The 23,044-nt window shown below is 52.3% G+C and carries 17 protein-coding genes and 2 pseudogenes; 5 read left to right on the forward strand and 14 right to left on the reverse strand.

Annotated features, from left to right (window positions below; translation table 11 throughout):
* Positions 1 to 149 precede the first annotated feature (149 nt).
* Positions 150 to 1,802 (forward strand): L-glutamate gamma-semialdehyde dehydrogenase, encoded by a 1,653-nt coding sequence (gene pruA / locus HHO50_RS19390; protein WP_181308626.1) that lies wholly within the window; start codon positions 150 to 152, stop codon positions 1,800 to 1,802.
* Positions 1,803 to 2,167: 365 nt separating this feature from the next.
* Entirely contained in the window at positions 2,168 to 2,659 is a 492-nt protein-coding gene (locus HHO50_RS19395) for a DUF4112 domain-containing protein (RefSeq protein ID WP_219921597.1), read from the forward strand.
* A gap of 103 nt (positions 2,660 to 2,762) precedes the next feature.
* Here HHO50_RS19395 and HHO50_RS19400 read toward each other — a convergent pair whose 3' ends face one another.
* Positions 2,763 to 3,995, reverse strand: a complete 1,233-nt coding sequence (locus HHO50_RS19400) for an ROK family transcriptional regulator (RefSeq protein WP_181308628.1) — start codon at positions 3,993 to 3,995, stop codon at positions 2,763 to 2,765.
* 356 nt (positions 3,996 to 4,351) lie between these two features.
* On the opposite strand from HHO50_RS19400, the gene HHO50_RS19405 reads away from it, so the two are divergent.
* Together HHO50_RS19405 and HHO50_RS19410 are read left to right on the forward strand one after the other, a co-directional pair.
* Positions 4,352 to 5,722 (forward strand): lysophospholipid acyltransferase family protein, encoded by a 1,371-nt coding sequence (locus HHO50_RS19405; RefSeq protein WP_181308630.1) that lies wholly within the window; start codon positions 4,352 to 4,354, stop codon positions 5,720 to 5,722.
* Between the two features lie 519 nt (positions 5,723 to 6,241).
* Positions 6,242 to 6,658: a T9SS type A sorting domain-containing protein gene (locus HHO50_RS19410; protein ID WP_181308632.1), complete on the forward strand. Its 417-nt coding sequence runs from the start codon at positions 6,242 to 6,244 to the stop codon at positions 6,656 to 6,658.
* A 75-nt stretch (positions 6,659 to 6,733) separates the two neighbouring features.
* Here HHO50_RS19410 and HHO50_RS19415 read toward each other — a convergent pair whose 3' ends face one another.
* From HHO50_RS19415 to HHO50_RS19425, 3 genes are all read right to left on the reverse strand, one after another.
* Complete coding sequence (locus tag HHO50_RS19415; protein WP_181308634.1) at positions 6,734 to 7,702, reverse strand: hypothetical protein; 969 nt, start codon at positions 7,700 to 7,702, stop codon at positions 6,734 to 6,736.
* Positions 7,703 to 7,866: 164 nt separating this feature from the next.
* Complete coding sequence (gene uvsE, locus HHO50_RS19420; RefSeq protein WP_181308636.1) at positions 7,867 to 8,757, reverse strand: UV DNA damage repair endonuclease UvsE; 891 nt, start codon at positions 8,755 to 8,757, stop codon at positions 7,867 to 7,869.
* A 521-nt stretch (positions 8,758 to 9,278) separates the two neighbouring features.
* Positions 9,279 to 15,182, reverse strand: a complete 5,904-nt coding sequence (locus HHO50_RS19425; RefSeq protein ID WP_181308639.1) for a carboxypeptidase-like regulatory domain-containing protein — start codon at positions 15,180 to 15,182, stop codon at positions 9,279 to 9,281.
* Between the two features lie 222 nt (positions 15,183 to 15,404).
* Between HHO50_RS19425 and sucD the strand changes: the two genes are divergently transcribed.
* On the forward strand, positions 15,405 to 16,298 hold the full coding sequence (sucD, locus tag HHO50_RS19430) for a succinate--CoA ligase subunit alpha (RefSeq protein WP_181308641.1): 894 nt from the start codon (positions 15,405 to 15,407) through the stop codon (positions 16,296 to 16,298).
* Positions 16,299 to 16,516: 218 nt separating this feature from the next.
* On the opposite strand, the pseudogene HHO50_RS21635 reads toward sucD, so the two are convergent.
* The 10 genes and pseudogenes from HHO50_RS21635 to HHO50_RS19470 all read right to left on the reverse strand — a co-directional run bounded on the left by HHO50_RS21635 (position 16,517) and on the right by HHO50_RS19470 (position 23,026).
* A pseudogene (locus HHO50_RS21635) lies at positions 16,517 to 17,676 on the reverse strand (glycoside hydrolase family 172 protein).
* A 141-nt stretch (positions 17,677 to 17,817) separates the two neighbouring features.
* Positions 17,818 to 18,204, reverse strand: a complete 387-nt coding sequence (locus HHO50_RS19440; protein WP_181308643.1) for a hypothetical protein — start codon at positions 18,202 to 18,204, stop codon at positions 17,818 to 17,820.
* A gap of 11 nt (positions 18,205 to 18,215) precedes the next feature.
* A pseudogene (locus HHO50_RS19445) lies at positions 18,216 to 19,276 on the reverse strand (GTP-binding protein).
* Positions 19,277 to 19,503: 227 nt separating this feature from the next.
* Positions 19,504 to 19,695, reverse strand: coding sequence for a hypothetical protein (locus HHO50_RS21080; protein WP_219921601.1), 192 nt, complete (start codon positions 19,693 to 19,695; stop codon positions 19,504 to 19,506).
* A 189-nt stretch (positions 19,696 to 19,884) separates the two neighbouring features.
* Positions 19,885 to 20,094, reverse strand: coding sequence for a hypothetical protein (locus tag HHO50_RS21085; protein ID WP_219921602.1), 210 nt, complete (start codon positions 20,092 to 20,094; stop codon positions 19,885 to 19,887).
* 9 nt (positions 20,095 to 20,103) lie between these two features.
* Complete coding sequence (locus tag HHO50_RS21090; protein WP_219921603.1) at positions 20,104 to 20,961, reverse strand: GH116 family glycosyl hydrolase; 858 nt, start codon at positions 20,959 to 20,961, stop codon at positions 20,104 to 20,106.
* Between the two features lie 15 nt (positions 20,962 to 20,976).
* On the reverse strand, positions 20,977 to 21,153 hold the full coding sequence (locus tag HHO50_RS21095) for a hypothetical protein (RefSeq protein WP_219921604.1): 177 nt from the start codon (positions 21,151 to 21,153) through the stop codon (positions 20,977 to 20,979).
* Between the two features lie 26 nt (positions 21,154 to 21,179).
* Positions 21,180 to 21,323 carry a hypothetical protein gene (locus HHO50_RS19460; protein WP_181308649.1) on the reverse strand — a complete coding sequence of 48 codons (144 nt, stop codon included), beginning with the start codon at positions 21,321 to 21,323 and terminating at the stop codon, positions 21,180 to 21,182.
* Between the two features lie 11 nt (positions 21,324 to 21,334).
* Entirely contained in the window at positions 21,335 to 22,021 is a 687-nt protein-coding gene (locus HHO50_RS19465) for a GDSL-type esterase/lipase family protein (RefSeq protein ID WP_181308650.1), read from the reverse strand.
* Positions 22,022 to 22,117: 96 nt separating this feature from the next.
* On the reverse strand, positions 22,118 to 23,026 hold the full coding sequence (locus tag HHO50_RS19470) for a glycerophosphodiester phosphodiesterase family protein (protein WP_181308652.1): 909 nt from the start codon (positions 23,024 to 23,026) through the stop codon (positions 22,118 to 22,120).
* Positions 23,027 to 23,044: the final 18 nt, after the last annotated feature.

Raw genomic sequence — 23,044 nt, forward strand, 5'->3', positions numbered from 1 at the left:
TTCAAGTACAGTAAGTTAATCCTATACCTGACAAATAAGAAGTAGAACTATTGGAAAAATGAAACTGCGCTAATCTAAAGGTTAGCCTTTTTTGCCCGAAAGCTTTACCTTTGCTCATCTCATTAACTTGAAATTAACCCCATACTTGTATGTCCAATGGATTTTTCAATGTCCCCATTCCGGTAAACGAACCTGTAAAGGGCTACGCACCCGGCAGCAAAGAAAGAGAAGAGCTACTCAACACCTATAAAGCGCTGCGCGAGCAGCAGTTGGATATTCCCATGTACATTGGGAGTGAGGAAGTGCGCACCGGCAACTTAATGCCTATCACCCCTCCCCATGACCACAAGCGCGTAATTGGAAACTACCACTACGGTGATGCCAGCCACGTGACGCAAGCGATTGAAGCGGCGCTCTCGGCCCGCGAGCAATGGGCCAACATGCCCTGGGAAAGCCGGGCCGCCATTTTCCTGAAAGCCGCCGATTTGCTGGCCGGGCCTTTTAGAGCGCGTATGAACGCCGCAACCATGTTAGGCCAGTCCAAGAACGCGTACCAAGCCGAGATTGACGCCGCCTGCGAGCTGATTGACTTTCTGCGGTTCAACGCCAAGTTCATGACCGATATCTACAAGATGCAGCCGGAGTCACTGCCGGGCATGTGGAACCGGCTGGAGCACCGTCCGCTGGAAGGGTTCGTGTTTGCGCTTACACCGTTCAACTTTACATCCATAGCCGCCAACCTGCCCGCCGCTCCGGCCATGATGGGCAACGTGGTGGTCTGGAAACCGGCCAACACGCAGGTGTACTCGGCCAACGTGATCATGGAGCTGTTCAAGGCCGCGGGGCTGCCCGACGGCGTGATCAACCTGGTGTATGTAGACGGCCCAGAGGCGGGCGAGGTCATTTTCCGTCACCGTCAGTTTGCGGGCATTCACTTCACCGGCAGCACCGGCGTGTTCAACCACATCTGGAAAACCATTGGCGAGCACATCAACACCTACCGCGGCTATCCGCGCATTGTGGGCGAAACCGGCGGGAAAGACTTTATTGTGGCGCACAAATCCGCGAACGCGAAAGAAGTGGCCACCGCCATTACCCGCGGCGCGTTTGAATACCAGGGCCAGAAATGCTCGGCCGCTTCGCGCGCCTACATTCCAAGCAACATCTGGGACGAGGTGAAAGCCCACGTAGTGGAAGACCTGAAATCCTTCAAGATGGGTGACCCCGAAGATTTCGGGAATTTCATCAATGCCGTCATTGACGAGAAATCGTTCGACAAGCTGGCCCGCTACATTGATGCCGCCAAAAAAGATGACTCGGTGGAGATTATCGCCGGTGGGAACCATGACAAGCGCGTGGGGTACTTTATTGAACCTACCATTATTGTGGCGCAAGACCCGCAGTACGTAACCATGTGCGAAGAACTCTTTGGGCCGGTGCTCACGCTGCACGTGTATGACGCCGAGAAATTTGAGGAGACCTTGCAGATTGTAGATGAGACTTCGCCCTACGGCCTCACCGGTGCCATCTTCGCCAATGACCGGTACGCCATTGAACTGGCCACCAAGAAACTGACCCATTCAGCGGGTAACTTCTACATCAACGACAAACCCACCGGCGCCGTGGTGGGACAGCAGCCGTTCGGTGGTTCCCGTTCCTCGGGCACCAATGACAAAGCTGGTTCCATGCTGAACCTGCTGCGCTGGACTAGTGCCCGCACCATCAAAGAAACCTTCGTGCCACCGGTAGATTACCGCTACCCGTTCTTGCAGAGCGGTAGCCCCGCAGAAGGCGCGATCTAGCGTTTTTGACCTTTATTCCTGAAAACAGCCCCAAAGCGGATTTCCGTTTTGGGGCTGTTTTGTTTAAAGAGCTTCTGAAATAAGTCTTTCTCCCTTTTGTCTTCCTCTTTTTGTCATCCTGAAAGGATCTTGGGGGCGAACGGCAGTAGCGCTTGTTCAAAGGCTTTTTTAGTTTGCTACCAAGATCTTTCCAAGATGACAAAAGGAGGGAGGAGGCATTCATCAATCAAAAAGCAATGTGTTAAGCCAATAGGAATCTGCTAAGCAGCCAAATTTCATAGCAACGGCTTGAGATCCTATTGCAGCGGTACGTGTAAATTAATCCCGAGGGCTGATTCTGCGTATGAAGGAGAAATACCTGTGCCATGAACCAGACACCACCGCCCGTTATGCCAATTGATGAACGCCTGAAGTGGGTAGAGTCCATCTCCCGGTTACTGGACAACCAGTTTCAGTTGCCGGGCACGAAGTTCCGTTTCGGGCTAGATCCTATTATGGGGCTGCTGCCCGTGGTGGGCGATATTTCCTCCTTCGCCATGTCGGGTGTGTTGGTCATGACCATGGCCAAGCACGGGGCCAGCCGGGCGCTGGTGGTCAGAATGCTGTTGAATATCTTCCTGGATGCGATTATTGGCAGTATTCCCATTGTGGGCTGGCTCTTCGACTTCGGCTACAAGGCCAACCAACGGAACGTGAATCTGTTAAAGAAACACTACCAGGAGGGCAAATACCAGGGCAAAGGCACCGGTTTTATCATTGGGGTGCTTGTCGCGTTTTTGATTCTTTTCGGGCTGCTGCTCTATGGCCTCTGGAAAATAGCCGAGTACCTGTGGCTGTGGGCGTCTTCAGCGTGGTAGCAATTTAGGATGAATTCTTAAACAGTAAAGCCCCGTTTCAGGCCAGTTTTTAGAAAAACAGGCCTGAAACGGGGCTTTACTGTTTAAGATTAAGAAAGCAATCTTAATTATGCTCCAGGGCCAGGTAGCGGTGGCGCACCAGCAGGCAGGCTCCAATCACACCGGCCTGTTCGCCCAGTTTGGAGACCTTCAGTTTGGTGTCATTGTTCACCAGGCTGAGCGAATACCGTTTGATGGCGCTCTTGATGGGGAGCAGGATATAGTCTTCGGTAGAGGCCAGGCTGCCGCCCAATACCACCAGTTCGGGGTTGAAGATGTTGATGAGCAGGGCAATGCCGCGGCCAATCTTGTCGCCTATTCTGGCAATCAGTTCAATGGCCAGTACATCGTCTTTGTGGGCGGCATTGATGATATCGTCCAAGAGCAGGTCTTCGGGATGAATGTTGTTTTGGGAGACAATGGTAGAAGCGCCGGCTTCCATGCTTTCCTTGAACATTTCTACCAACGCCCAGCCCGAGGCCTCAGTTTCCAGACAGCCTTTTTTGCCGCATTTGCACATCTTCTCGTTCTGGAAAATAGGAATGTGCCCAAACTCGCCAGAATAACCAGACTTGCCGTAGAACAGCTGGTTGTTGATGATCATGCCCATGCCAATGCCGTAGTCCAGGTTCAGGAAAAGGACATCTTTCTCGTTATCTACCACGCCAGAGCAGAACTCGCCGTAGGCCATGGCGCGGGAATCGTTCTCCAGAAACACCTTGATGCCAATCTCCTGCTCAATGACTTTGCTTAGCGGCGCGTCATGGAAATCAAAGAGGTTGTAGTTATAGCCTTTGGCGTAGTTGATGCGGCCCGACAGGTTGATGCCGATGCCCAGAATCTTCTCTTTGGGAATAGGTAAATCAGCGATGAAGTTGTTGATGATGTGGCAGAGTTCGTCCAGAGATTCCTTGTCGTTGGACAGCTTGTAGGGGTAGCTCTCAAAATCGCTGATCAGGTTTTTCTGGAAATCGGTGAGGCCTATGTTGATGTGGTTGATTTTGACGTCAATTCCCAGAAAGAACGCCGAATCTGGGGCCAGGCCGTAGACATTGGGTTTTCGGCCGCCCGTTGAATCCACTTTGCCGTGGTCTTGTACCAGCCCGTCCTGGATGAGGTCATTGAGCAGACTCGTGATCTTGGGCACGCTCAGGTTCAGTTCCTTGCCCAGTTCGGCAATGGTGGCGTTTCCGGTATTGGCAAAGTAAGCAATGACTTTCTTTTTAAGGTTGACATTCTTGAACGCCACGCCGGTTGGGAAATCACTGTTTATTTCCTCAAAGAAAGTCTTTGTCATTTTGTGTGAATTAGGGAGCTGGCGAGCAGCGGTAACTTGGTTTTCCTTACAAATTTAGGCATTTCCGCAAAAGGTATGTGTCTGTTGGCAGAATTCTTCTGTACCTACGTCTAAACCGTTTCCTCTGAGACAAAGAAGAGCACATTGCCGCCATGCGGAAAGACGCGGTCACCCAATTTAGAAAACGTTCTCCGTTTAGCGGCTTAATTTCTGAAAAACAATGAAAAATAGACCTGGCTTCGGGCAGCAACACTGGTTGGTGGTGCTTTCCGTGGGCCGCTTACGCTATTTTAAGCCTGTTTTTCTGAAATCGTGCCGAAAATGCGTAGCTTCCTTCCTTAATCCAGGGCCATTCTATGCTGTACTTTCTGCTCAAGACCATGTTTCAGGTAGCGTTGCGCGTGTTCTTCCGGCGTTTCACGGTGAACAACCGGCACCTGCTGTTCTCTGAAGGGCCGCTCATCGTGGTCTCCAACCACCCCAACACCCTCATGGATCCCGTGGTTACGGCCTCGCTCATGAAGCAGAACGTCTATTTCCTGGCCAAAAGCAGCTTTTTCAAACCGGGCCTCCAGGGCTGGCTTTTCCATAGATTGTTCATGATACCGGTGTACCGCCGCGAAGACGTGGGCGACGGCGGCACCGCCCAGAACGACGCCACGTTTGCCAAATGCTACGAGTTCCTGGGCAAGGGCGGCACGCTCATGGTATTCCCCGAGGGCAACAGTTTCATGCAGCGCCGCCTGCGTCCGCTCAAAACCGGCACCGCCCGCATCGGCCTGGGGGCCGAGGCCCAGCACAACTTCAACCTGGGGTTGCGCATCATTCCCGTGGGCGTCAACTACTCAGACCCGTCCCGGTTCCGGAGCGACGTGTTCGTGAATGTGGGCGAGCCCATCCAGGTCAAAGATTTCCAAGCGGCGTACGCCGAAGACCCCTTCCGAGCCGCCCACGCCCTCACCGACCACCTGAAGGAACGCCTGGAAGCCCTGGTCATCCACACCGACACCGAGGAAGAAGACGCCCTCACCCGCCAGGTAGAAGCCGTGTACCAAGACAAACTGGTGAAAGAACTGGACCTAGCCGAGTCTGAGCCCGAAGAACGATTCCTGATTACCAAAGGCATTGTACAGAGCATCAAATATTTTGAGTCCCGCGAGCCCGAACGCATCCACCACCTACGCACCGACTTGCAGGAATACCTACAGCATTTAGAAAGCGTAGGGTTGGTGCCAGACGCCTTCAAGCGGATTCCCCGGCGACGCGAGGTGGCCTGGGGCACGGTACAGACCCTTCTCTATCTGCTGGTAGGCTTCCCTTTCTATCTCTTCGGGGTGGTTCATAATTACCTGCCGTATTTTTTGCCAGCCAAGGTGGCGCGGGCGCTCACCAAAGACATTGAGTTCTACGCCCCCATCATGATGACCATTGGCATGTTCACGTTCCCTGTTTTCTACGCCCTCATTGGCTGGGCCGTGCATGCCTGGCTAGGCCTCTCAGGAGGGGCGTTGGTGGGGTATCTGGTGGCCTTGCCCGTGACCGGTTTCTTTGTGCTGCACTACTGGCACCGCATTCAGGTAGCCCGCCGTAACTGGATCTTCTTCACGCTGTTCTACCGTCGGTCAACCGTATTGCAAAGCCTGTTAGAGCAGCGCACCCGGTTACTGCATGCCTTGGAGCAAGCCCGCCAAGAGTTTTTGGCCTCTTTTCCGGATAAACAGCCCTGAAACGAAGCGTGCCTAGGGTGGCGGCTGGCAGCGCTTTTCTTGGTGACTGATGTTACGCACTTTGCTGGTGGCTTCCGGCGAGTCTGGGGACTCGCTTCATCCCCAGGCACGAGACTGGAGTCTCGCGCCAGTTGGTTCTAAACCTGTGAGGTCTCCAAGACCTCACAGGTTTTCGCGTTTAGGGCCTGTTTTCTGCAAAAGAGCCCTAAAACGGAGGTGCATCTTTCTGGAGCGTCTGATTGCTTCTTCCAAGCTGCATAAGAGAATGAACCTGTTTAGTTAAGCCAAAGTAAAATACTTTCGCCCTTGCTGCGTGTTTTCACCAGCAAGCGGAAAGGCGCCTGCATCTGGATTGTTGGTGAGAACACCAACAATGGCGGCTAGGTTGTCTATTCTTGTACTAGACTAAACAAGTTCAATGTAAATTTCCTGGGAAGCTTCAATTTTGGAACGGTATATGTATTACGGATTTCACGGCAGGAGCCGTTCTAAATATAACTGATGATATCCCGTATGGAAATGAAAATTAACGCAGTTGGTGCCTTGTTACTGGCAGGGATTTTAACAATAACCGGAGCCTCGGCGAACGCCCAGGGTAAACCTCTGGATACTAACAAAGGCACCGTGCTGGCCATGGCCAACGCAGGCAAAGAGACACCCGTAAGGCGCGAGACCTTGTCTGGCATTGACCTGTTCCCCCAGGACAAGAAAGGAGACGTCTTTCTGCTCTCTTTCCAGCAGGACATGCCCGAAAGCGGTGTGCTGGAACTCACCAACTACGCCGGGAAAGTGCTGTACACTAAATCCATTCCGGCCGGCGACCACACCTTGGCGGCTCCCCTGAACATTGGCAAGCTGGGAACGGGGACCTATCTGGTGGAAGTGAAAACGTCCAATACCGTGTACTGGAAAAAAATGCGCGTGCGGCGGAAATAATAAGATATAGCCATCCATGGAGAGGGCTGCGATGAAGAATCATCGCAGCCCTCTCCATGTACAATTGGTTTCCTTTTACCATCTGAACTTTAGCACGATCAGCTCAGAATGGCCGTTGTCATTGTCGGCCACGGCGACGGCGGTGAGGTCGCTGCGGTCTTGCCCCGAGATGCAGATGGACTCGATCTTGCTTTTGTAGGCGCTGCCGTCCTGCTCGGTGATGGGCACCACCACCTGGGGTTTAGCGGGTTGGGAAGATGCATCTGTATGCGCCTGTAGCAAGCCCACCAGGCTGCCGTAGATTTCCCCGTCTAACACGGCGTTGGGCGTTTCCTCAGCGGAGGCCGTGAAAAGCATGCGGCCCCCCAGGGCAGTGGTCATGCCCGAGAAACCGGTTTTAATCTGCTCCAAATCTGGCAGGGCCCAGTTCTGTATGCCAGAAGGCTTGGGGGCCGGGCCTTTTCCCTGCAGGAAAGGCACCATAGATTCCATGGTGTATGTGATAAGCACATTCTGCCCGCCCGGCGCGAACCGCTGCAAGAGGTACAGGTATTCCTCATCGGCCGCCAGGCCCTCAATATTCAAGGCCGCCTGCCCGGTGACAGATTTATTAGCCCGCAGATGGTCATAGAGCGGCGTCAGGTTGATGGCGACGGGTTTGCCGAGGCCCTTTCGGGTTAGCGGAACCAGGAAACCGATGTTGCGGGGTTCCGTTGCCCCGGAGCCCACAATGAACAGGTACGGCTGCCCGCCTTCTATGGTGAGCTGGGTGATGGCTTCCAAATCTGGTTTCACGGGTTTAGGGATTCGTCCGTCCACCACCGTGCTGCCTTCAAAAAGAAGTGTTTTGGCCACTACTTTGAACTTCTCATCCAGCGTGAACAGGTAAGGCGAATCATCCCCGATGACGTAGTATTGATTGCCCACCCGTTCAATACCAGAGGCCGAGGGAATTCCCTCCAACACCATTTTCTGGCGGATGACGGCAGTGGGTTGGGTGGAAGATTCTTTGTCTGACTGGCAACTGGCGGCGAAAAGGGACATAACAAGACAGGTGCAACAAGATAAGAGCCGTACTAGAGTTTTCATGGGGGATGTATAATCTAAGTCAGCGTTCTTAAAGGTAAGGAGTGGCGGACGGAGGTAGCTTCTGCAAAAGATGAATTGCGTTTTAACCCCGATTTCTGGAAAACAGGGTTAAAACAGCATCAGACCAGGGCCAACTCTTCCAGCACCTGGCGCGCGCGCAGGCAACTGGCTTCCTTGTCCTTGATCTCCAACATGATGTCTACGTCCAATCCGTGCAAATGGGTGAGAAACTCCCGAAACAAATCGGTTTCAATGCTGGTCACGTGCTTGCCTTTGCGGTCGCCGGGGCTTTGGGAACTGTAATCCATCATGAGCACGCCATCGTGTTGCGGGTGCCAGGTACCGGCGGCCAGTTGCAGGGCCTCGGCCATGGGCTCCCCGTGGTGCAGGCACTCGTGGTGGAAGTTGTCAAACAAAATGGGGATACCCGTCTCGGCGTTCAGTTCCAGGCAATCGCGTAGGCTGTAGAGGCGGTCGTCGTTCTCCACCACCAAGCGCGCTTTCACGTTCTCGGGCAAAGTCTGGTAGGTTTGGATGAAGCGTTTGAGGGCACTGGGTTTGTCGCCGTACACGCCGCCCGCGTGAATCTGGAGTTTGGCCGTGGAGTCCAGCCCCATCAAGTCCATCACCGTAGCCTGGTACACCAACTCCGCGATGCTGTTGCGCACAATGCGCTCATCTGGCGAGTTGAGCACCACAAACTGATCTGGGTGCATGGAGATGCGCATGCCGTGTTTTTTAATGAAATCGCCCAGGCGCCGGAACGTCATCTGGAAATGCTGCTGCCAGTTGTAGGTGTTGATTTCATGCGAGGCGAAGGGCACCAACTCAGAGCTCATCCGGAAGAACAGGAAGCCGTGCTCTAGGTTGTACTCCAGAATACGGCGCAGACAGGCCAAGTTCTTTTCCACGGTCTGCACCAGCCGCTCCTCACTGTAAGACGCCAACCGGAACGTGGTGGCCGAGGTGCAGTCCAGAGATTCATTCACGCAAGGGTATCCAATCTTCATGGTTCGCAGGGTTAGGTGGTATAAACCAGTGCCCGGGGCAGTTGTTTATGGTTTAGTAAACGGCGGGAAGGCGCGAGTGTTTTCTGAAGTTCCGGGGCTTGGGTGGACGGGGGTTGGGTTTTGGGGCTGAATTCAGGAGAGCAGCTTCAAAACACCTCTGGCGCGAGTCTCCAGACTCGTGTCTACGGATAATGGATAGTCTCCAGATTATCCTCGCTGCGGAGCCGCGATAAGGGGACTGCTAGTTTACGACCTCGTCCTTCGGAAAACCTCCTAAAGTAAGAGGGAAATTTTTCAAAAGACCTGCGAGCGTCTGTGCCAACAACCTTCCCGTTTCGCCAATCAGGAGATTGGCTATCCATTGGTGCGTAGAGCGCTGACGCTAACTCTACGCACAGCAATATCATTCGTGGGTCCGGCGAGTCTGGAGACTCGCTTCATCCCAAGTCACGAGACTGGAGTCTTGCGCCAGAATGGCTTGAATCCGACTCAAGACTCAGAACTCAAGACTCAGAACTCCCTTACTTCACTTGCACTTCTTTCAGGCCTTCCCGCCCGAAGAAAGTAGGGAAATACATTAATTCTGCGCGGGCGGGGTTCAGGGTGTAGGTGCCTTTGTAGCGGGGGAGGAGTTGGATGGTGAAGGTGTAGCTGCCCTTGCTCAGGTGGTTGGAGAAGATAGCCACTTTGTGCCGGAAGTACTCGCGGTGCGCCTCGTTACGGCCCCAACTGGATTTGGCGTCATAGGTGCAACCGGCCGGAATAGGTACTTCAATCATCACGTAGGAGGCATCGGCTTTCACGTCTACTTCCACTTTCAGTTCTACCGGTTTGCCCGCGGTTAAAGTAGCTTGAGCCGATTTGGTGTTGGCGAAGGAAGTGCGTACTACAAAGTCCTTGTCTACCCGGGTCGGCTGGGCTATCCACTCGTTCTGGTAAGCGGTGAGATACAGCGGCAATAAACCTTGTTTGCGCAGCGTGAGCGGCTGGGTAGGAATAAAGGTGGTGTCTACCGGAAAACGGCGCAGAGTGGTGTTCAGGGCACCCGTGAGCACCAAATTATTCTCGGGCGCAACGCCTTTCTCCTTTACCAAATCTGGCAACAAGGTCTCCAGCACGCGGGCAGATTCAAAGGTGTTGCGCCAATGGCCGGTACGCCGTTCACTGAGCAAAAAGGCTTGTATCTTAAGCAGTTCACGGGCATGCCCACCGGCGGCTTTCAGGATTTCGTAGACCAGCAAAGTATTGGAGATGTGGTTGTCAAAGAGGCTGCTTCGTTCCTTGCCCCAGTACACACCACCCAGCATAGTGGCGTGGCGGTATTTCTGAAGTGTATCCAGCGGTGCAGGCAAGTTTAACTTCTGCCGAAGCCTAGTGATGCGGAACTGTTCTTCCAGAGATAATTTGGGCTGTTTCTCCACTTTGGACACGTACGCCGGAAAGTCTACTTTGGCTTGTAACTGCTGTAGTATCTCCAGGGCTCTTATCTTGTCTGGCGCATCTTTCTTTTCAACATGATAGGTGAGGTAGTCAATTAAGGGCTGTTTTTTGAAACTGGTGGCAAAACCTTCCTGCTGGGCCATGACCAGGGCTTCGGTTACGTGGTGGCTTATCCAGATGTAGGCGGGGCCGGTTTCCCACCAACTCCAGGTTCCGTCCTGCTGCTGGGTTTTCTCCAAGTGCCGGATGAGGCGGCGCACCATCTTTTCGTGCTCAAAGGGTTTGTCCAGCGCTGCCTGAATGCGCTTCTCCCAGAGCAGTCCCTTCAGTTTAGAGGCGGCCTGCTCGTTGCACCAGTACTCATAGCGGTGGAGCGCGTTAATCTCGTCCAGCATGACCTGCAGCAGATTGCTCTGCGCGTAGAAATGCACCGGGCCTTTGGCGGGGTCAAACGTGAGGGTCAGCGAGGTATCAACCGGCAGGGAGAGGAACTGGCCTTTCCGTTCCAGCACGCCTTTTTTGTACACGCCAATGTACCGCCGTTCGCCGTCTGAGAAACCCGCCCCTTGCTGTAAAGAGAAAAGCAATTCCACCGAGTCTGGTGCTACCGCCGGGGCCTGCACCAGCACGGTATCGGTGAACACGCGGCCTAGTTTCAGGTTTTGTTGCCTAAGCGTCTGGCCGTTGAAGGCAAAGGTGGTCTGCACCGATGCCGTATCTGGCAAGTAGTTCACGGCCTTGCCGATGATTTGCGTTTTATCCCCTTCAATCAAAAAACGGGGGCCGCTCAGCGTTGCCATCATAGCTTTGAAAGACCTGATTTCAGTGCTGGCGGTGCCGCTGCGTTTGTTTCCGTCCATGGCCAGTACGTGGGTTTTCCAACTGGTCACATCGCCGGGGAACGTGACCGGGAACGTGGCTTTGCCTTGTTTGTCGGTAGCCAGGCGCGGTTGCCAGAAAGCGTAATCAGAAAAGTAGCTTCGGATGGAGGAGGTAGCGTCTGCCTCGGCGCCAGCCATCAAGGATTGCTCGGCATCGGCTTTGCCTTTCTTGGTGGTGATAATAATGACACCGTTTGCCGCTGCGGAACCATAAATGGCTTTGGCAGCCGCATCTTTCAAGGTGGTAGTAGAGGCAATGGAGCTAGCGGAAATGTCTCCTAAATTGCCGCTGAACGGCACGCCGTCTACTATGATAAGCGGCTGGTTATTGCCTTGAATAGATGAAACACCTCGGATATTGATGCTGCTGCCAGGATTTCCAACAACTAGTCCTGCTACTCTGCCATTCAGTTCAGAACGCACGACTGCCATAGAATAAGTCATTTCCCTCTTTTCCTGAGCCCCATAGCCAACCACCACTACCTCGCTTAAGGCTCTGGCATCGGAGGCTAATTTTATCTCAATTCGGCTGCTGCCTTTTACCGGGACTTCCTGGCTCACATACCCAATAAAAGATACTACCAGAATAGCGTTGGCTGGAGTAGTGATGGTAAACCTTCCGTCTACATCTGTGGCAACTGCCGAGCTCGTGCCTTTTACCTGCACCGTGGTTCCAGGCATGGGTTCTCCGGTTTCCTTGTCCAACACCCGGCCCCACACCTGGTCTGAAAAGCCCCCGGAATAACTGTAGGAGACCGAGGGAACATTGGGGGAAACGGGCTTGGGAAGCGGAGCGGTGGTGGTGGCGCTTTGCATGGCTCTTTCCACGCTGTTCTGGAGATACTTTTCCAACGCCTTGGTTTCTGGGGCAGGCTTCTGCAGTTGACTCTTGGTGAAGTTGAGGCGCAGCACGCCGTCGGGCTTCACGGTAATGCGTGCGCTGAGATGGCTTTGGTCGGGGAACACCAACGTGAACTGATATTCACCGGGGTACACCTGATGTAGCTGTGCCAGACTTCCGCGGTACATAGAGACCTGGTGGGTGGCCGCATCTGGCGCGTAGAGGAAAAGAACCTGCGGGCTCATCTGGAAAGTTGAATCCAGGTGCCATTGCAAGCGGCCGTAGCCCGGCAAGGTGCGGTATTCCGGTTGGTTCAGGAGGTGCGAAAGCCAGAACTGGTACTGTGTGTTCTCCCACTGCTTCAATAAGCTGGCCTCCGTTAAAGGGATTTCGGCTAAACGACTGAGGGCGAGTACGTAGGAGTCTGTTTTGTTTGAAAGTAGCACTCTACCCGGGAACGTCGGTTTTTCGCGTAGTTTCAGCAAACCAGGCTCAAAATGGTGCGTGTAGTTGGGCTCTGGGGTGAAGTTGGTGGTAAAGCTGCCCAAAGTGTGAAACTGCATCACATCGGGCTTAAAGGGGCCGGTTAACAGGATATTGCCTCTGGTTTTCTGAGTGAAATACCCGCGCGGCTGGTGGCTGTTGGGCAGAAACTGAACCAGGCGGCCTTGCTTCAAGTAGGAGAGGCCAGAGGAGAAGTTCTGCTCCACCGGCACCAGGTATTGGGTAAGCGTCTCTTGTTCTGAAGCGGTGAAGCGCCCTTTCTCCATCTCCTGTAACTGTTGCGGCAGCTTGTTCTGGTCAATGCTGAGGATGAGTTTCTGCCCTTGTTTCAGATAAACACTGTCTAACGTGATGAGGTGGTTGGCCGTGCGAAGTTTCAGGTGATGGTACCCGCTGTCGGCGGGGAAGGAGTAGGGCGGCACCACATCTGTGCCGGAGAAATACACGGGTACCTGGTTCAGGTAGATGACGTGCACCGGCACCACCCGGCCCGAGTCTACCACGAAGGGCGCCAACTGGGTAAGGCTGTCACTAGAGGCGGCATAATTAGTGAACATTCCCTGCGCGGGATACAACAACTGATAATAGGAAAGGCTGTCTAGTCCCATTTCCTGCCGCCAGGTATTCCAGTGCAGTAACTGACTGCCTCTGTCGGGAGTATCTGCTATTTTGAAGGAACGCCTGTTTTTCCGGCCTTGGTAGGAACCAAAGAATGGCACATTAGGTGGCGAAGCGGCCTTGAATTTTGAGGTAAGGGCATAGGCCGTGAGGTCAACGTGAGGCGCCGGTTTGCCTTTCGCGTCTTTCACCTCCAAGGTGAGGTTGGTTTGCTGACCGGGGTACACCGTGGCGGGAGCATTGACCGTAATGTCAAGCTCCCGCTTCCGGAAAGGGGCATTGTACTCATTGCTCTGCACCTGACCGCCCCACACGTACTGCACCGATGCGTAGTACGGCTCTTCGTTGCTGGCTTTTCTGGTGTAGTACCAGGCCGAAGTAGTGTCCTGTCCACGGTCAATAAGTTGGTTGTTCCGGTAAATGAAGTACCAGAAAGGCAGCTTTCTGGGGTTGTCAATGGTGAGGAAAAGGGAATCAGCGGTTCGGTCTGAGAAAAACTGAAAGTTGGCACTTTCGTCTCTAAGAGATAAAGAGGCTTTTAGGTTTCCGGTAGAAATTTCATAGTCGCGGGCATACGGCTGCAACGGAAGAAGCGCCGGAAGCTGTACTTTCTGCGTCTGGAGCTTTTTATTCTTTTCATCCCTGAGAACCAGCGTGGCCGCTTTGGGGAGTGACTTTTCGCCTTCCAGGTATTGGGCCAACACACTGTCATTTTTAAGGGTAAGCAGCAGATGGCCTTCTTCAAAGGAATAAGTACCGTTAGCCGATTTCTCGGTGCGTTCATTGCTAGAGTTCAGGAACGCGGCTTGTACCTCGTATACAATCTTCGCCTTCGGGAAAATAGTAGGCGGAAGCTTGATGGTGGTTTCCCCCGAGTTTTCCAGTGGCTGTTGGTGCACCCAAAGCGTATCTGGGATAAACTGCACGGCTTCTTTGGTCTGCCTGATTTGGCGCGTGAGCACCGTCAGTTCCACGCGGGCATCGGGCAAGGTGAGGCCGTTGGCGTCTGCCCCACGCACCACCACCTGGTTGGTGGTGCCGGCAAAGTGTTCTTTGTGTTCTAGCCGAAGGGTGAAGGTGTTTTCCTTCAGTTCATAGTCTTCATACTTAAACTGGGAGTTGATGATTCTTTTATCGTCCCATTTTTTCTCCCGCATTAGGTTCAGATTCACATAGGTGTCCAACCTAAATTGGAGGGAATCGTGAAGAACGAATGCACCTTCGTAGGCGCCCGGGCGGTAGGGTTTCAAGGCGCCTACCCTTTTGGTTTTGCTATTGCCATTAACCTCCGCTATCAAAGGTTTTCGGTAAGGCTTTCCGTTTTTCTTCACCAGAAAAGCCTTATAGCGCACCGTGTCATTGGGCCGGTACATGGGCTTGTTCAGGGCTAAATAACCCCTAGGTTTGTTTTTCTGATTTCCATAGTTGTCGCGGTAGTCTTGGTCAAAAATGGAAAATATGCTTCGTACCAAGCCCTGCGGCTCATGGTACGTCAGGCTCTGGACAATATTCCGGAAGGGCTGCCAGACATAATACAAAGGTTTACGGAATACAATCTTTTTCCAAAGCGGAGTAGGGTAGGGCAGCCTTTGGGCGTCAGTCGCCAAGGGCACATAAAAGGTAAAACCCTCCTGCGTCACTGAAAGTAACCCGCTCTTTTTGTGTTTGGCCAGGCGGTAGCTTTGGGTGGCCGCATCAAACGGCACTTTCTTCTTGTTTACCTGTACCAGAGCATTGCTGATGAGATTACCCAACGAGTCGTGCAGCACCGCCGCCAAGTCTACGTGGTTCTTGAGCAATTGCACCTGCGCATTGGTTTTGCTGTGCAGCGAGTACTCCAAATCTGGCCCCGATGTGTAGGTGTACAGGTAATGTCCCTGAGTCAACCGCTTCTGATAGGTCAACTGCGTAGGAAAGGAATCTACCTTGGTATGGAAAAAGCTCTCCCGGGCCGCCTGCATCCCTTTCTCATACAGTTGTTTCGCCTCTGCGTTCGTAATCTTGTAGATGTACGTGTAGTAGCTGGTAGTGCGGCTGTTGGTCAGGTTCCGTTGAGCCGTAGCACCCGTATAGGTAAGCAGCAGACCGCAGGTGAACAGCAGAAACGCAAGGCAAGGTCTTAGGACACGGGGCAGAGGCATGGGGCGCTTTTTTGTTTTAATATAGCGAAAAACCTTTTTACTTGGCATGCCGAAGAAGAGGTGAAGCGCTGTTTTACCCCTGTTTTCCAGAAAACAGCCCCGAAACGGATTGTCATACCCACGGGCCTTATCGGGAATTCTTAGTTTGGATGGGCGGCAAAAAAGCCTATTTTTGCGTACAGTTTAAACGAGAGCGTACATCTTTCACATAATCCACTACACATGAGTGTTTTAGTAAATAAAGATTCCAAAGTGATTGTGCAGGGCTTCACCGGCTCAGAGGGTTCTTTCCACGCACAGCAAATGATTGAATACGGTACCAACGTGGTAGGTGGCGTAACCCCGGGCAAAGGTGGTTCCACCCACTTAGACCGTCCGGTGTTCAACACCGTGGCCGAGGCCGTGCAGAAAGCCCAGGCCAACGTGTCCATCATTTTCGTGCCACCGGCGTTTGCCGCTGATGCCATCATGGAAGCCGCCGATGCCGGGATCGAAGTGATTGTGGCCATCACCGAAGGAATTCCGGTGAAAGACATGGTTGCCGCTAAAAACTACCTCAAAAACAAGCCGGTTACTTTAATCGGGCCAAACTGCCCAGGTGTGATCACGCCAGGCGAGGCGAAAGTTGGTATCATGCCCGGTTTCGTGTTCAAGCCAGGAAGAATCGGGATCGTTTCCAAGTCTGGTACGTTGACCTATGAGGCCGCCGACCAGATTGTGAAAGCCGGTTTGGGTATTTCCACTGCCATCGGAATTGGTGGTGACCCCATCATCGGGACGCCAACCAAAGACGCCGTACAACTGCTGATGGAAGACCCAGAGACCGATGCCATTGTGATGATTGGTGAAATTGGCGGGAACTACGAAGCCGTAGCCGCAGAGTACATCAGAGCCACCGGCAACAAGAAACCAGTGGTTGGTTTCATCGCGGGCCAAACCGCTCCGGCCGGACGTAGAATGGGCCACGCGGGTGCCATCATCGGCGGAGCCGATGACACCGCCGCCGCTAAAATGCGCATCATGCGCGAAAACGGCATCCACGTAGTAGACTCACCCGCCGAGATTGGCGAGACCATGGTACGTGTATTACAAGGCGAAGCTACCAACAACGCGTAAGCAAACCCTGTCTTATATAGAAAAGGCGGCCCTGCAAAGGGCCGCCTTTTTTGTTTGGCAAGTGGATGAAAACTGACACTGTTCAAATCAGTATTTCGGTCTTGCACACCAGGTATCCGCCTTGATTCCTCTACAATTCTGTTTTGGAGTAGGCCAAACCCATTTCAGGGCTACTTCTTCTAAAATGGCTCTGAAACGGAAAGCAGGGGTAAGGCTGATTAGTTTACTTCCAGTTCGCTCTGGCTTGGTAGTTTAGGGAAGGGCGCATGGGGTTCTGTCTGGTACCAGTAGGAAACGGTGCTAATGTCTGACTTCTGCGGTAAATAGGGCCTGGTGGCACCCCGGTAGCCTAAATCCTGGACGGTTACTTTCTGGTCTTTCTCAAACCGAAATGGATCCAGAATGTGCCAGCGGTACATGCCGAAACGCTGCTGGGATTTATACAGCCATCTGGTCTGATTACCTGGTGCAGACCAGCATAAGCAGTGGAATACTCCTGATACTGTTTGGTTGCCTTGTTCTCAAAGTTGTAGGAGCCGTTGAAATAGTCTTCGGTGCCGGTGGTTACAATGGTGGCAAAGTCTTTGTCGCCATCCAGGAAGAACTTTACTTCACCTTCGCCCCACCAGCCGTTGTTATTGGCCCCAAATGCCATGTACGTTCCCACATAATGCCCTTTTCCTTTGATGCCTTCTACCAGGGTGTGCAGGTGGTTGGTGGTAGGGTTGTTGCGCCGGAACTGGGCGTGGAAGTAGCCTTCATCATTTGGAACGTCGGTCAGCACATAGTTCACCTGGTAGTACAAGCCATGGCGGCAGTCTTATTGGTGTTTTCCATGGTGATTCTGCACTTCTTCCGGAAGGGCATTAAAGGAGCTGCCGGGGTTCACGGTGATGGCCAGCGAGTTCAAGGGAGCAAATTCGCCCCAGCCTATGCCAAAGAAGTCGCCCACCGGTACTTCCACCGACGGCTCTTTCTCATCATCCCAATAAATGCGCATGATGGTGAAGCGCCAGTTGCCGGTAGGGGTCATCCAGATCTGCTGAATGGCGCCGGGGCCTTCCATCTCGGCAATGGTCAGGGTTTCGCCGGGGTTGATGTTTACATAAGGGTTTACTTTCCAGCCTTGCCCCAGTTCAGAGGCGGGGATGGAGGAATTGGCCACATTGCGCTTGCCTTTGTCTTTCACAGGGTCGGCCATGCCGCCTTTGCCTTTGGCACCGGTGAAATTCTCGGGGCTGATGGAGCGGGTCTTGGCGTCTGATAACCGGGAAAGGTTACCCATGTTCATGTCTAACCCATTGAACTTGTCCCGGTTCTGGGCAAAGGCATAGGTGAACAGAAAGAAGGACAAAAAGGTAAAAATCGCTTTTCTCATAGTTAGGTATAAGGTTAATTCTTATTTGTTCTGATTGTGAATTCTTGTTCTTGGTTTTGTAAAGCGTGATGATTTTTGCGGTTCCCGTTTCAGAGCCTCTTTTGGGGAAACAGCTTAGAACTGAGCTTTCAAATTGCATGGTTAAGAAGACATCTGCCCCAAACTCTGTGAAATTCTAAACGGCTTTTGCTGGCAATGACAATCTGGGCCGCAGTCTTCTATTTCAATTTCCTCATGCGGGTAGCCATTAGTGATTTCCTCCTCGGTGGCTTCCCGCACGGCATCAATCACCACGTCAAAAGAGAAGTCATCATCCATTTCGGTAAAGCCGGCATCGCGGGATAAATACACCTGCTTGGTGTCTTCCGCGCCTAAACCAACTAAATCTGCTTCCAAGGCTGGGAGAATGTTACCGGCGCCATGCAAATATTCCACTGGTGACCCCTCCAGAATATTCTCCAGGATTTCGCCCTTGCTTTTTTGCATTTTGTACCTGATGGAAACAACCGTATTCGCGGCAATCTGCATGTCTTTAAAGCTTAGCTTACTATCCTGTGGGTTGGTCTGGGGAAGCCCGGTTTAAACGCCAGCATTTTGCGCTCCACCACCTGGCAATCGGTTTCCTGCTTTAGTTCCTGAATCGCCTCGGCTAAGAGTTGCTTCAGGCTGGTTGGTTCCGTCTGCACGCGAGCATTTATCAGGAGCAGCACCCGATTGACTCCCAAATTTTCATCAGTCAATTTTGCCTCCGGCTGATGCAGGGAGACAAAGCTGATCTTCCTTTTTTTGTGCCCATCATTTACCAGAAACTTCAAGTGACCGATGGTGTAGCCAGCGACCTTTATTCCTGCGTAGATTTTCTTGATCAAAGAAAAGGCTCCATCCATGGCGTTGTTGTCCTTGGCTATGATTTCCACCTCCTCATCTAACCAGGCGAGTTTGGCTTCCCCGGCCCCATAGGTTTCATAGTCCAGTTCCAGCGTTCTTCTTTTTCCAGATAACTGGAAGCTGTTTAAGGTGGCCAACCAGTTTTGAATATTTTCTGGCTCCAGGGAGTTCTGGTAAAGAATCTCGTTATCTGGATATTGTTTCTGTAGATATGCTCTGAGCTCACCCAGTTGGTCTTGGTTCGGGAGATCAACCTTGTTCACCACCAGTACATCTGCTTCCTCCAACTGTTTTTCATAGATGTATTGGACTTCCTCTTCAAATAGCGGATTGGTCTTGTGGTGCTGGTCTAGCAAGATGCGGGCATCGGCGAAGACTGAAACCACGATTTCCAGGGAGGGGTGAAATTGCATCAGCGGATTTACCACCGTGGCGATCAGGTCTGTGCAGGAACCCATCGATTCCGCAAATATGATGTCGGGCTGTTCTTCCGCAGACAACGACCGGATACTGCTGTCCAAATCTGCGTAGTTGCAGCAAAAACACCCTTTTATCACCTCACGCGTGGTACTTCCATGTTTTGGAGAAAGGCCCTGTCTACCAACTGAACACCTTGGTCATTGGTAATCACGCCCACTCGCACTTCCTTCTGTAGCAGCAGGCATGCCTGCTGGATAGCGGTTGTTTTGCCACTACCTAAAAAGCCGCCCATTAGAAATAATTTCACCTTGTACCTCTTTTTATAATGATTATCACTACTGCTTTAGACAGCCAGAGCCATCTCACCAATGCTTCTAGCAAGATGCAGGTGCCTCTGTTTCTGAGCTGTTTATTCATAAACAGGCCAGAAACGGAGACTTTTCCCTTTGTCACCCAAAGCTATCTTGTTCTATGAGATAGCTTCTGGCGCATTCTTGTCCGAAGGTTATATTTATCGGGTTAAGAAAGCTTTGCCTTTTTACCCGAAACTAATACCTGCTTCACCGGGCTTTTACCGTAAGCCACTTTCAAGGAAGGCTTGCCACCCTTTAGGGTAACCGTGCCAAAACCTTTGTTGGTGGAAAGGAAAGTGGTGAAGTCGCCTACTTTGGAGTCTATATGCAGCGTACCATCCACGGCGTCAAACCGCACGCTGGTTAAGCTTTCCAGGAAACCGTAGCTGGCAAGGGCCCGGCCGTACCAGTGGCCGCATTCATACTCATTGAATGGATTGCGTACCCGACCATCGTACCGGTCACGGCAGGTTCTGATAATCTACAGTCCCTGGTCTACCTGGTCATGTAACATCAAATGCGAGGCTACCTGGTACTCTATGCCGGTTCAGACTTCATCACTGTACAAGAAGGGTAGGGAAAGCTTTCCGCCTTTGGGCCAGGTACAGATCAATAGCCCACCTTCTTTGCCGACCGCATAGGTAGGCTGCTGGGGGTTGGCGTGCTCGGTTAAGTCCTTTCTGAGGTTATACTTATGTACCGCCAGTAAGTGGTTCTTGGTCTTCTGCGCATCTACTGGTTCCTGTAGACCGCACATGCGGACAATTTAGCCACCTAAGATCCCATCAGACATACAGCCTGTACCGTACTGATATTTGGGGCCCTTTTTCTGTAACAAAGCCAGGGCTTCATCTGAATAGCCGCCGCCAATTGATATTTCAGAGGCTTTTACCGGATCAGCGGCCTTCAAACCCGTCCACTGGATTTTCTGGATGAAGTATTCGCCATCGTACAGTTCCGTTTCAATGTATTTTTTCCCTTTGGCATAAAGGTCTTTGTGCGAGGAAACATCTTTCTTCAGGGCTTTGCCCATTTCTACCATGGCTTGCAGGGCACCCAGATAATAACTTGTGATCATTCCGTTCGGCCCCCAGAACTCGATGTCATAGGTGTTGTGATGGGGCTCTTCAATGATACCAGCATTACGCGGATCCCAGGTCTTGATGCACCAGTCCAGGCTTTGCTTGGTCATGGGGTACATCTTTTTCAGCCAATTGGTATCACCACTCATTCGCCACTCGCGGTACACTTTCATGATACCTCCCAACTGACTGTCGGCGGCATGGAAATCGTGTTCCAGTGGAGTGATAGGTAAATTGGTACGGAATCCCTGATAACCTTCGGCGCTTTGGTTTTCGCAAAACTCCGTATGGCGCAAGCTTCTTTCCAGAGAAGGGAAGAGGTGCGGGATCGCCTGGGCATAGTTCCAAACGTGGGTACAGCTTCCGGCACAGCATCCTTTCACATCGGTGCAACCTTCCCAATTCCAAAGCCGTCCGTCGTACTGGCGTAGAACGGTTGGTGATTTGATAATGGGGAGGTTGGCGGCTACGGCCTCAATCACTTCAGGAGGCAACGTACTGGCGTAAAAAGCATCCCGGGAGAGACCAGATTTCTGCTGCAAGTCTTGGTAATTGGTTTACCAGTATTGGCTTACCTCCTGAATGTTCTTGAACTTACTGCTGTACCAAGGCTTATAGTTCTTGCTGTCATAGGGTTTGGTATCCTCCAGGCCTTTTTGGGCCGGGGTGAAGCAATTTTCCGCCACGCCTTTGTCTTCTTTTCCTTCTTTCCCGAAACGCATGGGGAGAAGCATTTGAAAGATTTAAGTTAATCGGTTAATTAACGATAATCAAAAAAATAGCCTGTATTTTTTAAATTCTTCAACTCCCGCTCGACTTCCGGATCACCAGTTCTGGTTGTAAACAGCCCCCATTTTGAGTTTATCTCTTCTCCATGGAAGGGAGATGAGTTTTGGGCAGCCATGGGGAGGATGCTTACAGGTAATTGCCTTTTTTCAATACCTCCACCCATCTTTGGTAGCCCGCTACCGTTAAGTGCAAACCATCATGGGTGTATTCTTTCACCAATCGGTTGTCTTTGTCTAGAAAGTGGGGGTGCAGGTCTATGAGCGTGATTTTCTCGCGGGCGGCCAACGCCCGGAGACCCTGGTTCACGGCCGCGATGTGCTCATCTTTGTTGTAGTGGTTCTTGAACTTGTCAAAGGTATTGTTTACCGGAAGCAGGGTTTGCAGGTAGATTTTGGTTTTAGGTGACCCCGCCTTGATGCGGGAGATCATCTTTTGGTAATTGCCCAAAATCAGTTGATCGGGGACGTTCCGGGAGATGTCATTAATCCCGATCAAAATGAACACCTTGGTCGGCTTGCCTTCAATGACCTCATCGAGCCGCTCCAATACACCAAACGTGATATCGCCGGAGATGCCGCGGTTTTTAACGTTGGGCATCCCCAGCAACTCGGCCCATTCTGTATTCGCCGTGAGACTGTTGCCCAAGAAAATAATATCATTGGAGGAGTTAGGGAAAGACCGGAATTGCTTCACTTGCAGCTCATAGGAGGCAGGGCGGTACGTACTGTCATACTTGGCGGTTTGCGCATGTGCCTGGGAAAAGGAGAGCAAGGCGAACAGGGCAGTAACAAGGGATACTTTCAACTTCATCATGCGGGGTAGTTTACTGGTGAGAAGAATTTTGTGTAGGTAGATTTCCGTTTCTGAGCCGATTTGACCAAAACAGGCCTAAAACAGCGCTGCTTTCAGTTACTGCTGGGCAAACAAATTAGGGTAATCTGAGATGATGCCGTCTACCCCCAAGGCTTTGAGGCGGGCAATTTCCTCGGGAGAGTTCACCGTCCAGGGAATCACTTTGATGTTGCGGGCGTGGCATTTCTTCACCAGCTCAGCGGTGACCAACTTGTAACTGGGGCTGTAGACCACCGGGTCAAACCCCAGTCCCTGCAAATTCTCTTCCACAGATTTGGTATTGTCTACCAGCAAAGAGGCGCGCACGTGCGGGTATTTCTGGTGCAGTACCTGCAGGGGGCGCGGGTCAAACGACTGGATGATCACGTACTGGGCAATGCCTTTCTGTTCAATCACCTGCAGCATGGCCTTCACAAAACCCTCTGGGTCTGGGTGCAGTTTGTTGTCGCCGGTTGCTTTGGATTTTACCTCGATGTTGTAGAAAACCTGCGGTTTGTCCGTGGCTTTCAGGTAGGCTTGCACCGAGTCTATGAGATCGGCGAGCCGCGGAATGTAGGTTTTTAGCTTTTGCTGCTGCGGGAAGTTGCTGTAGAACTTGGTGCCCAAGTCAAATTCGCGTACTTGGGCATAGTCCATTTGGTAAACCGCATACTTTTTGGCGTCTTCCTTGGGGATGTCTTGGCCGTCTGGCGTGCGGGCGTACGCCAGGTTGATGTGCGGGTCATGGGTGACCACCACTTGGCCGTCTTTGGTGACGTGGCAGTCCATCTCAATGGTGGTCACGCCCAGGTCAATGGCTTTGCGCATGGCCGGGATGGAGTTCTCGGGCATCAGGCCGCGGCTTCCGCGGTGTCCTTCGGTGTCAAAGACGGGCAAGGGGGGAAGCTGTTGGGTCATGGATTGGGAGCTCTTGCAGCCCGCCGCTAAAACGGTGCTGAGCAGGATAACGGAAACTAGTTTATTCATGGTATTTGGGGATCAATT

The organism is Rufibacter sp. XAAS-G3-1, from assembly GCF_013623775.1.
GTDB lineage: Bacteria > Bacteroidota > Bacteroidia > Cytophagales > Hymenobacteraceae > Nibribacter.

Excerpts from the sequence above, each read along its gene's own strand:
- HHO50_RS19440 (WP_181308643.1), bottom strand. The coding sequence starts at position 18,204 with ATGCAGATTGCCGCGAATACGGTTGTTTCCATCAGGTACAAAATGCAA.
- HHO50_RS19465 (WP_181308650.1), bottom strand. The coding sequence starts at position 22,021 with ATGATGAAGTTGAAAGTATCCCTTGTTACTGCCCTGTTCGCCTTGCTC.
- HHO50_RS19405 (WP_181308630.1), top strand. The coding sequence starts at position 4,352 with ATGCTGTACTTTCTGCTCAAGACCATGTTTCAGGTAGCGTTGCGCGTG.
- HHO50_RS19425 (WP_181308639.1), bottom strand. The coding sequence starts at position 15,182 with ATGCCTCTGCCCCGTGTCCTAAGACCTTGCCTTGCGTTTCTGCTGTTC.
- sucD (WP_181308641.1), top strand. The coding sequence starts at position 15,405 with ATGAGTGTTTTAGTAAATAAAGATTCCAAAGTGATTGTGCAGGGCTTC.
- HHO50_RS19395 (WP_219921597.1), top strand. The coding sequence starts at position 2,168 with ATGAACCAGACACCACCGCCCGTTATGCCAATTGATGAACGCCTGAAG.
- uvsE (WP_181308636.1), bottom strand. The coding sequence starts at position 8,757 with ATGAAGATTGGATACCCTTGCGTGAATGAATCTCTGGACTGCACCTCG.
- HHO50_RS19460 (WP_181308649.1), bottom strand. The coding sequence starts at position 21,323 with ATGGCTGCCCAAAACTCATCTCCCTTCCATGGAGAAGAGATAAACTCA.
- HHO50_RS21095 (WP_219921604.1), bottom strand. The coding sequence starts at position 21,153 with ATGCTTCTCCCCATGCGTTTCGGGAAAGAAGGAAAAGAAGACAAAGGC.
- HHO50_RS21085 (WP_219921602.1), bottom strand. The coding sequence starts at position 20,094 with ATGTGCGGTCTACAGGAACCAGTAGATGCGCAGAAGACCAAGAACCAC.
- HHO50_RS19410 (WP_181308632.1), top strand. The coding sequence starts at position 6,242 with ATGAAAATTAACGCAGTTGGTGCCTTGTTACTGGCAGGGATTTTAACA.
- pruA (WP_181308626.1), top strand. The coding sequence starts at position 150 with ATGTCCAATGGATTTTTCAATGTCCCCATTCCGGTAAACGAACCTGTA.
- HHO50_RS19470 (WP_181308652.1), bottom strand. The coding sequence starts at position 23,026 with ATGAATAAACTAGTTTCCGTTATCCTGCTCAGCACCGTTTTAGCGGCG.
- HHO50_RS19415 (WP_181308634.1), bottom strand. The coding sequence starts at position 7,702 with ATGTCCCTTTTCGCCGCCAGTTGCCAGTCAGACAAAGAATCTTCCACC.
- HHO50_RS19400 (WP_181308628.1), bottom strand. The coding sequence starts at position 3,995 with ATGACAAAGACTTTCTTTGAGGAAATAAACAGTGATTTCCCAACCGGC.